The following is a 9,155-nucleotide window of genomic DNA, read 5'->3' as shown; positions in this document are numbered from 1 at the left end:
GGAATAGACTTCAATGATCTGTCCTGGGCGGGCAAAGGCAAGGACGGCCCGCAAACGTCAATGAATACCGTCCCTAACTTCACCAGCCCGGAGGTAAAAGCCGACCGGGCGATCCAGTTTGCGCTTAAATCCCTTTCAGAGCGCGATGCGTCTTTTGACCAGTCCCGATTGCTGGCCGTGGCAAATAAAAAGGCTATCGGCCAGGCATCAAAGCAGGATATTGAAGCGGCCTATTATCGCGCTGTGGCAAAGGGGGCCATTATCGAAGGTGAAGCGCGATACACCACCACGACTGACCAGAGAAGCAAAGACGCGCCGCCGCTACCTGCCATGACCAAAGCGGAATGGCAGGCGCAGCTGACCGACAAAAAAGGGATGAACAACGGGCAGGCGAAGGCGTTAGTTGCTGAAGGTATCAAGTCTGGTCGCCTGAAAAAAACCAGCCATCGGGTAACGACCGTTGAAGGTATCCGGGTAGAAAAAGCGGTGCTGAATATCGAGGCTCGCGGTCGGGGCAAGGTGATCGCCGCGCTGACAAGCGAGCAAGTCACCGCGCAGCTGGTCGGCAAGACGCTGAAGGCCGAGCAACAGAAAAGCGTCGTAGATATTTGCACCACGACAGATCGCTTTGTGGCGGCTCACGGCTTCGCCGGAACCGGGAAAAGCTATATGACCATGAGCGCGAAGGCCGTTCTGGAGTCTCAGGGCTTTAACGTCACCGCACTGGCCCCCTACGGTACGCAGAAAAAATCCCTGGAAGATGAAGGTATGCCCGCCCGTACCGTTGCCGCTTTCGTGAAGGCAAAGGACAAAAAGATAGACGAGAAAAGCGTGGTCTTTATCGATGAAGCGGGCGTTATTCCGGCCAGACAGATGAAGGTGCTGATGGAAACCATCGAGAAGGCCGGGGCCAGAGCGGTATTCCTGGGCGACACCTCACAGACAAAAGCCGTAGAGGCGGGCAAGCCATTTGAACAGCTGATCAGCGCCGGAATGCAGACCAGCTATATGAAGGATATTCAGCGCCAGAAAAATGACGTGTTGCTTGAGGCGGTGAAGCTGGCCGCAGAGGGCCACATATCCGGCTCGCTGGCCCGACTCAGCAATATTAGCGCAGAGAAGGACCAGGATAAGCGACTGGAGGCTGTAGCTAATCGCTGGCTGTCATTCTCCCCGGAGCAGCGCGAAGGTACGCTGATTATTTCCGGTACAAACGAATCAAGGGTAATCCTCAATAGCCAGATTCGGGAGGCGTTGCAGCTGCAAGGAAAGGGCGTGGAGGTGAATTTTCTGGAGCGCGTTGACTCCACGCAGGCCGAACGCCGGGACAGTAAATACTACCAGGTAGGGCAAATTATTATCCCCGAAAAAGACTATAAAAACGGGCTTCAGCGGGGCGAATCTTACCGCGTACTGGATACAGGTCCGGGGAACCTTCTGACCGTGGCCGGGAGCGACGGCCAGAAAATCAGCTTCAGCCCGCGTACCCATAAAAATCTGTCTGTTTATACCAGCGTGGCCGCCGAGCTGGCCGTGGGTGACAAAGTGATGGTGACGCGTAACGATAAGACGCTGGATGTAGCGAACGGCGACCGCTTCACCGTGACCGGGACCACCGAGAAAGGCACGTTTACGCTGACCAACGCGAAGGGCCGGGAAATCGAGCTGGACCAGAAGCAAGCCGCCTATCTTTCGTATGCCTATGCAACGACGGTCCATAAAGCACAGGGGCTTACCTGCGACCGAGTGTTGTTTAACATCGATACCCGTTCGCTAACGACTTCCAAAGACGTCTTTTACGTTGGGATCTCCCGCGCCCGTCATGAAGTCGAGATTTTCACCGACGATAAAGGCCGCTTGTTGAGCAGTGCCAGCCGCAACAGTCCTAAGACCACGGCCAGCGAAATAGACCGTTTTTTAGGGATGGAGGGGCGCTACAAAGACGTAAACCGGAGCTATGGCCATGACGATGGCCAGCAGGCAAAAAGCTATGGTCATGAAGCTGGCCAACAAACCGGAGAGAAGGAAAACACCATGAAAAATGCGACAGAAGCCGCTCATGATGGCCCCGATACTTCAGGTACTGAAAACACGTCTCAGGATTTGCGCCAGCGTGAGCAGGAGGAAGTCAACGCCGCTATCCGGTACGAGCAGAGGCAAGAAGCCACACCGGAAATGGAGGCGAACCCCTACCATGACTATGAGCGGTATGCTGACGAAGGCCCGGACTATGGCGACATGCAGGACTACAGCACATATGAAGAATATGAACGTGCGCGTGACGTGGAACTACCGCAGCATGAGCACGAAAATCATCAACATGACCACGACAAGGAGGGCTACGGCCTGTGATGTTCTGGAACCGAAATAAGAAAGAAAAAGCCGCTGCCGGCAATGAAAAAAATCACTTCGAACACCTGCTTTCGGTGGCCGAAAAATTACCCGTTGAGGCGCTGCCTGATCTCATTCGCGCTATCGTGCGGCCAGTGCAGAGTGATTTCCTGCTGGCGGTAGCCGAGGAAGGGACTGATGCCCGCCCGGATATGACCCCGCAGGAGTTCTTCTTTGAGGGGCTTATCCAGGTGCAATCTTACGAGAAGATGAAAGAGGGCGAGCTGGACGGCGCAGATTATCCGTTGTCGCTGGCGAGTGACATGGTGCTGCCGTGGCCGTGGAGCCTGACACGCTATATCGATAACGTTTCGCACATTGGAACCCGTAAGGGCAGGCCGTGGAAGCAGGATAAAATCAACCACTATGTTGACCTGTGGTTGCCCTGGCGCATTGGCTTTGTGCGCGGCGGCAACCATTCCATAACGGCGGGTATTCTGGCCGGGGAAGGGACCGTGATACCAGATCACGTTTATGATATGTCCTGGCTGTTTGAGCTGGTCCGAACGGACGGTAATCACTGGTTTGTTGACGGCCAGAAAGCCGAAGCGGTGAAGTCGGGGCGGTCAGCGGCAGTGTTTGAGATAGGGCGGCTGTTAGTGGAAGGATCTAAAGATCGTTGATCGATCCTCTGAAGATCCTGTACTCTCTTGCTCAGAAACGAAAAAACCACCCGGCAAGGTGGTTTTTTCGGGTGATTCAGAGTTGGTGCTCTAATCACCTGGTAACTGGTTCTAGGGGAACACAGTCACCGAGATTCAAACGTAGTGTAGCAGTCGTCATGGCTGAAATTCAAGACCCATTCCCCTAATTGAACCACGTTACCGCATAGGCTGTTACCTATGGCGGCGATTTGTCGTGTCTGACGAACTGGAAATCATGTGTTTGTCATAGTCAGGCGTAACGGCAGCGGGAGACGGGGAGTCTGGTTAAAACCCGCAGCGTTGGAGCGAACTGTCTAAGTCGAGCCGAGAACCCTACAGCGTGAGCTATGAGAAAGCGCCACGTTGCCCGAATGGGCTAAAGGCGGTCAGGTTTCGGTAAACGATATGACAGGAACACAGGACGTAACCAGGGGGAGCGATGCCAACGAAAGGCGGCTGATCTCTAAGCTGTGTCGGGTTTCGCCTACTTCTGACTTGTAGCTTTTTTTTGAAGCTCGTCAGGAGGGGCGGAGCCTTTGGAAAAAGGCGACTTTCGCCGCCTTGTTGTTATGGCTGGTAATCCTTCCCGCGCTGCCAGCGGTCCTGCCAGTGCTCAAGATAAGGTTTTGCCAGCTGGGGCATGTTCCAGATCACTACCGCGTTTTCCGAGTTTTTTGATTCTGCTGCTTTGGTGTAGTTGAAGCTGCCCGTCTGAACTGACCGTTCATCAATAATCATCACCTTGTCATGCTGGATAGGAAAGTCGCTATCCACCCGCAGTGGGATCTCGTTTTTCACAATGTACTTCATCGCACGGTGGCTTACGTCATTACGATTGCCGCGTTCGTCGATAACGATTTTCACATCGACACCGCGATTTTTAGCTTTGACCAACGCCTGCATTATATCCATCGCGGTGAAGCTATAAGCCATCATTCGGATCGAGGATTGCGCGGAGTCGATAGCGCCAATTACCAGCGTTTGAGCACTACCTTCAGGAGAAAACCCGACCTGTACCGATGGCGAATCGGCGGCCATCGAGGGCAGGGAGGAAAGGGCCAGAAGGCCCGTCAGGAATATGATTGCTCCTTTTTTCACTTTATCCCTCCATTCATGCACTCATACTTATATTCTGGCGAATAGTAGATTTCGCGAATCTTCCTTTTCGCCATGAAAACGACCACATCAATAGTGGAGTGCAGCAGGCGCATAATGTCAGAAATATCCAGCATACGGCCCACTTCGGTAGCTTTAACCATCAACCCTATTCGGGTGAAGGCATCCATCGCCGAGTTAGCATGTGTGGAGGTTAAGCCGCCAGGGTGTCCGGTATTCAACGCCTGAAGGTAATCCCATGCAGCATCATCCCTCAGCTCTGTCATGAAGATACGATCTGGTGTCAGGCGCATACAGGCTTTAAGGCACTGCGTCGGCGTAGCCAGCCCTGGTTTATCTTTGCCGCCATATTTCATATAAACAGCTTCTTCCAGGTGGGTAGCTTCAACCTCGTGAGCATCCTCCATGATTATCACGCGTTCCTGTGGGCTAATGGCTTTGAGTAGGGCGCGGGTGAGTACCGTTTTCCCTGATCCGGTTTCCCCCACAACGACAACGGTTCGTTTTTTCCGTACCGCAGTAAGCAAAAATTCTTCCCGGCGTTTAGCCCGGTATAACTCTTTCAGCAGGAGATCGTCGTCGTCCAGCTCGCGCTTATGGCTGTCAATTTCCCGGCAAAACTCAAAGATACCTTCCTTGCTTAACGTTGCCAGGTCTTTATCCAGCGCGATATTTTTGCGAAAAGCGATAGCGGCGGTGTTATCGATCACCGCAGGCGGTAAACAAATAATTCCCCTGGAGCCGTCCGGTAACACCACGTCATTAATCATCTGGCGCGTAACGTTATTAGCGCTGGTTAATGCCGCAGTCAGGTTATCGATAAACGCGCCGGTAATGCTGTCATTCTGGATGATTTTGCGGCCTTCGAATGTGTCACAAACCACCTCGTTATAACGGTTGATACGGACTTCAAATACGCCCGGATCTTCGAAATACTCCCGCAGCGGCCCCAGCTGGTAATAAGCCGATGATTGATTCATGTAAGTTATCTCCTGCTACAAAGAACAGTGGGCCTTCCGGCCCACGTGGATTAGTTGTCTGCCAGTGAGTAAATATCACTGAAATCGAGGTCACGAACGACGTAGATACTGATTGCGTCGCCCTGCTGGTCGTAGAGTGTTGGCGGGATGTTAATCGTGGCTCTCAGTGCTTCAGATGCCAGTTCCTGCGAGTTGTTTTGTGTATTACTAAACTGGATGTTATTGCCATTTTGGGCTGCGGCCACGCCAGCCTGAAGCGCGTCAGACAGAACGGAAATGAACACGGCCCCTTCGAAGCGATCCCAAAAGTGAGAATCAACCTGTCCGGGTACACCGGAACTACCGAGAGAGTTGGTCCCGGCGCTATCCAGATTAACGAATGTGCCATCCGGGTTTACCACTCGCTCCCACAGTACAAAGACGCGGGCCTGACCATTTTTGAGGCCACCGTTCATCTGGCCCGTAACAAATGCGCCTTTGTCGATCAGCTTCACCAACCCATCGAGGGAATACACATCACGCGTCACCCGGCAGGACACCATGCCGGGAACGGTCGTATCCAGCTCCGTAGACGTGCCACACGGTATCATCGTCCCTTTGGCAATGGTCATGCTCATGTTTTGCATTACGCCCGCTCTGCTGCCTTTCAGGCGGGCAGGTGTAAGCTCTTTTGCTAACGCGCTGCTGCCTTCGCTGCCTTCGTCGCTTTGCTGCTCTTTTTTGGCCGGAGTCTGGCTACCGCCCTGCTCGCCGGAAAGATCGCCATCAAGACGGCGTTGCATAGCGACTTCTTCCGGTGTCAGTTGCTTCTTTCCGTTGCTGGCCCTGCCCGCGTTGCTATGACTGGCTTCATATTCCGCTCTGGCTTTATCCTGCATCGCCTTCTGATTAGCGTCAGGGGCCGCTGCCCCGCCAACGTTCGGGTTAGTGTTGAACTGATAGTTAGGCAGACTGCTAACCCCATCATTTTTATTGCCGCTGTCAGCTTTGGCCGCGTCTGGCGCTTTGCGTGTGTGCGTGTAAATAGTGACGCCAACGAAGCACATGGCGATGATAGCCAGGATAGCAATAAAGGCTTTTAGGCCTGGTGCGGTGCGGCGTTTCTGTGCGGGCATTCCCCCGCGTTCATCGTCGAAGCTGTTGTTATCCAGCTCGCTATCAATATCGACTTTACGGGCCATTAGTTATCCCCTCCTTTTTGCACCCTTCTTACATCCGGGGAGGCTGTGCCAGTGGAAATTGCGCCAGCTGATGGCACGTAGTTGATATTTCTAATACCAACAACCTTTGTCCAGCCAAGCCTTACACGCCATTCTTTCGCTACGTTCTGGCATTCCAGAATGTTGTTATTTTCACCAACCGGGCGACAGTTAGGGAGCGTCTCTTTGCCGCTGGACGATATGTAATACACCTGCGGTAAGTCGGCGTTTTCCGGGAACTCAAAGCGCGTGAAACGGTAGTTATCCCAAACATGGATCGGCTGAATATCTGCCATTTCCGGTTCGTCGCTCATTTCATACTGGTAGTTTTTAGGACCAGCGAAAGCAGACTCCCGTAGCTTCTCCGTCAGGCGCTTTTTCTCAGCCACGCTAGAGGCTTTTTTCTGTTCGTCAAACGGGTATTCATAGGTCAGCTGAAGCGTGGCCTGCTTCATTGACCACGGCGTTTTGATAAACGATTTTGTTTCTGTGCCGTCAGCGTTCTTTGTTGTCGTCTCGCCGATATAGTGCAGCACGATGTTATAAGACCGCTTATCAGTAACGATGGTCAGGTTGGTATCACTCATGTCGGTCTTAGGTTTCACGAAATAGTGATTAAGTTTGTGTGAGAAAATCCAGCCAGCGGAATCACCGAAAGCGTGAGTGATATAGCTTTCATCCGGGGCAACGACGATATGCGTAAAAAGACCCGCAACCGCATCAATACGCACCACATCAACCGGGTTATAAACTACCGTTTTAATTCGGTAGTCATATGGTGAGCTTTTCGGCGCATCAAGCGCCGCCGCGTTGAATGTGGCCCCGGTCAGCGCCATTGCGATCACTGCGGATAAGACTACTTTTTTCATAGTACAGTCCTCAGTTCGACTCAGGGTTAACGCGGTAACTGGTGACGCGGAAGCCGAGCGGATTTATGTAGCGCTGCGACGCATTCATAGCCAGCGCTTTGTAGCCATAACCCAGGATGGCAATCCAGTGCTTAGGTGGATCATCGAAGTTATTGCTACGGGAACGGCGAACGGTCGTGAAGCGGATAGTTGCCACACCATGCTCTTTATCAAGGATGATTGAGTTGATAATTGGGCGGGTGGTTTCGCTGTCGCCCAGCACCTTATCAAGCCCCTGTTTCCCTTTGAAACGGGACAGATAGGAGTCAGCTACATCTGGCGTGGACATTAAGCCCACAGCGTCATAGTCAGCCTGTAAGGACCAGAAATCGTAGGACTCACGATGGATAACGTATTGAGTAAGAAAATACTTATCAATTTCGTCACCATAGGTAGCTTCATCGCGCGTCAACTTGACCTGTGATATCTCATGGGTGCTAGGATTTTGCGTCAACAAAAATGGCGGTATTGGCTGGCTATAACGGTAATTCACAAAGGTAGAATTACCGATCGCTACGACAGCCACAACAGATGCGACCGTGGCGACTATCCACGCCGTGCGGCGTGAAGATAACACTTCGTTCATAACGTCCACTTCCAGCCCTTTGCGGCTTTCGTTGAACTCTTTGATGGCCTCTTTGGTCAGCCCTTTCTTTTTCTCTCTCATAACAACCACCTTATCCCTGTGTATCTACTGGAAGCGTTTTATTGACTGGTACGGTGTGGCTCCAGTCTGGCTCCGGCGGTGGCTTAAAACTGCTGGAACATGCCCCTAACAACAACACCCCTAAAAGTACGATTGCGCGCATAGTTTCGACCTCATTTGTCCATTGCCTTCTATTATCTTATATCCGTGAAATTGCAATTTCAACGACTTTTGTTTATTTATGCTGCTTTTCCCCGGCTACCACGCGCCTTTCCTGTCAGACCAGAACCGCTATTACTGGAGTTTGCTGTAGGATTGGCCCCACTGCCGCCTCCAGGACTACCGGACTTCCCACCAATACCGTTAGCGAGGATGTTGCTCATTCTCCCCATAGTGCTACCCGACATCATCGCGGCCTTGGCTGCGTCCCCTATATGTGCATGTATGCCAGCCCCGAAGCTGGAAGCAACTTGCGGCACCTGGAACAAAACCAATACGGCAACTACGGTCAGCAGACACATGCCCAACACCGTACTTAATGCGTCAAACACCCCATCACCATTAATAAATCCAGAAATCATGTTGGCGAATAAAGTCATTAATAACCCAAATACAAGTGCTAGAATGACAATTACCAAACTGTAATTTATGACATTCCCGACCCATCGAGAGAAAACACCTGCGGTTGGCTTCCACAGCAAACAGTAAATTGCTAGCGGTCCTAAACTCAAGACAACATAAAGCAATACTTTTGCCATCAATACGAATCCAGCCCCAAGCCCTGTTATAGCGATGGTTGCGATCAGAAGAATTATCCCTATGACCAAACTCATTAATCCATTGGCCGATATACCCGCACCATCGAATTGTGTTTTAATAGCTTCAATACAATTTGTAGTTGCACCATCTATTAATCCAGCTATACCAGTATAAGGGGTAGAGTTAAGCCCTTGAAGTTTGGTGGCAAGAGTATCGGGTAACGTCTGAATTAGCCCCAATATATCGGATTGATATAACCCACCCGCAGTTGCAAAACTAAGGATAATGGCTATTGTGATGTACTGCCTTATTAACTCTGATAAAGGTTCCCCACCTCCGGGGTTAAGTGCAGAATAAACACCCCTAACCATAAGAGATATGGTCAGGAAAATAGCCACTACAGGAGTGGCTTCCGATATAAGAGTTGATACATTAGATGCCACCGCTGAATTTAATACTTTATCAATGGTGTCAAATAATGTGGTTACGACTGTGAAGCCACTCATTACTCC

The 9,155-nt window shown here is 51.6% G+C and carries 9 protein-coding genes; 2 read left to right on the top strand and 7 right to left on the bottom strand.

The annotated features are described in order from the left end of the window. On the top strand, positions 1–2,352 hold a 2,352-nt coding region (locus ACQ4OC_RS18945), incomplete at its 5' end, for an ATP-dependent DNA helicase (RefSeq protein WP_430971516.1). Continuing rightward, positions 2,349–3,014, top strand: a complete 666-nt coding sequence (locus ACQ4OC_RS18940; protein ID WP_430971515.1) for a DUF6710 family protein — start codon at positions 2,349–2,351, stop codon at positions 3,012–3,014. The genes ACQ4OC_RS18945 and ACQ4OC_RS18940, both read left to right, overlap by 4 nt. Before the next feature lie 588 nt (positions 3,015–3,602). On the opposite strand, the gene ACQ4OC_RS18935 is transcribed toward ACQ4OC_RS18940, so the two are convergent. The 7 genes from ACQ4OC_RS18935 to ACQ4OC_RS18905 all read right to left on the bottom strand — a co-directional run bounded on the left by ACQ4OC_RS18935 (position 3,603) and on the right by ACQ4OC_RS18905 (position 9,149). After that, the gene (locus ACQ4OC_RS18935) at positions 3,603–4,133 is read right to left on the bottom strand and encodes a phospholipase D family protein (RefSeq protein ID WP_430971514.1); all 531 of its coding nucleotides are present in this window, start codon (positions 4,131–4,133) and stop codon (positions 3,603–3,605) included. Next, complete coding sequence (locus ACQ4OC_RS18930; protein ID WP_430971513.1) at positions 4,130–5,131, bottom strand: ATPase, T2SS/T4P/T4SS family; 1,002 nt, start codon at positions 5,129–5,131, stop codon at positions 4,130–4,132. Before ACQ4OC_RS18930 ends, ACQ4OC_RS18935 begins: the two co-directional genes overlap by 4 nt. Positions 5,132–5,181: 50 nt before the next feature. Further along, positions 5,182–6,312 carry a type IV secretion system protein VirB10 gene (gene virB10, locus ACQ4OC_RS18925; protein WP_430971512.1) on the bottom strand — a complete coding sequence of 377 codons (1,131 nt, stop codon included), beginning with the start codon at positions 6,310–6,312 and terminating at the stop codon, positions 5,182–5,184. Next, the gene (locus ACQ4OC_RS18920) at positions 6,312–7,199 is read right to left on the bottom strand and encodes a TrbG/VirB9 family P-type conjugative transfer protein (RefSeq protein ID WP_430971511.1); all 888 of its coding nucleotides are present in this window, start codon (positions 7,197–7,199) and stop codon (positions 6,312–6,314) included. The genes virB10 and ACQ4OC_RS18920 overlap by 1 nt, the downstream gene beginning before the upstream one ends. A 10-nt stretch (positions 7,200–7,209) precedes the next feature. Continuing rightward, the gene (locus ACQ4OC_RS18915) at positions 7,210–7,905 is read right to left on the bottom strand and encodes a type IV secretion system protein (protein WP_430971510.1); all 696 of its coding nucleotides are present in this window, start codon (positions 7,903–7,905) and stop codon (positions 7,210–7,212) included. Between the two features lie 10 nt (positions 7,906–7,915). Further along, positions 7,916–8,047: a hypothetical protein gene (locus ACQ4OC_RS18910; protein WP_032493177.1), complete on the bottom strand. Its 132-nt coding sequence runs from the start codon at positions 8,045–8,047 to the stop codon at positions 7,916–7,918. Between the two features lie 76 nt (positions 8,048–8,123). Beyond that, the gene (locus ACQ4OC_RS18905; RefSeq protein ID WP_430971509.1) at positions 8,124–9,149 is read right to left on the bottom strand and encodes a type IV secretion system protein; all 1,026 of its coding nucleotides are present in this window, start codon (positions 9,147–9,149) and stop codon (positions 8,124–8,126) included. Positions 9,150–9,155 lie beyond the last annotated feature (6 nt).

Origin of the sequence: Yersinia sp. J1 (assembly GCF_050586585.1) — a bacterium.
In the GTDB taxonomy this organism is placed as follows: Bacteria; Pseudomonadota; Gammaproteobacteria; order Enterobacterales; family Enterobacteriaceae; genus Yersinia; species Yersinia entomophaga.
This window is presented reverse-complemented; position numbering and strand designations above follow the sequence as displayed.

Coding starts and splice junctions, on each gene's coding strand:
- ACQ4OC_RS18920 (WP_430971511.1), bottom strand. CDS start 7,199: ATGAAAAAAGTAGTCTTATCCGCAGTGATCGCAATGGCGCTGACCGGG.
- virB10 (WP_430971512.1), bottom strand. CDS start 6,312: ATGGCCCGTAAAGTCGATATTGATAGCGAGCTGGATAACAACAGCTTC.
- ACQ4OC_RS18910 (WP_032493177.1), bottom strand. CDS start 8,047: ATGCGCGCAATCGTACTTTTAGGGGTGTTGTTGTTAGGGGCATGTTCC.
- ACQ4OC_RS18930 (WP_430971513.1), bottom strand. CDS start 5,131: ATGAATCAATCATCGGCTTATTACCAGCTGGGGCCGCTGCGGGAGTAT.
- ACQ4OC_RS18905 (WP_430971509.1), bottom strand. CDS start 9,149: ATGAGTGGCTTCACAGTCGTAACCACATTATTTGACACCATTGATAAA.
- ACQ4OC_RS18915 (WP_430971510.1), bottom strand. CDS start 7,905: ATGAGAGAGAAAAAGAAAGGGCTGACCAAAGAGGCCATCAAAGAGTTC.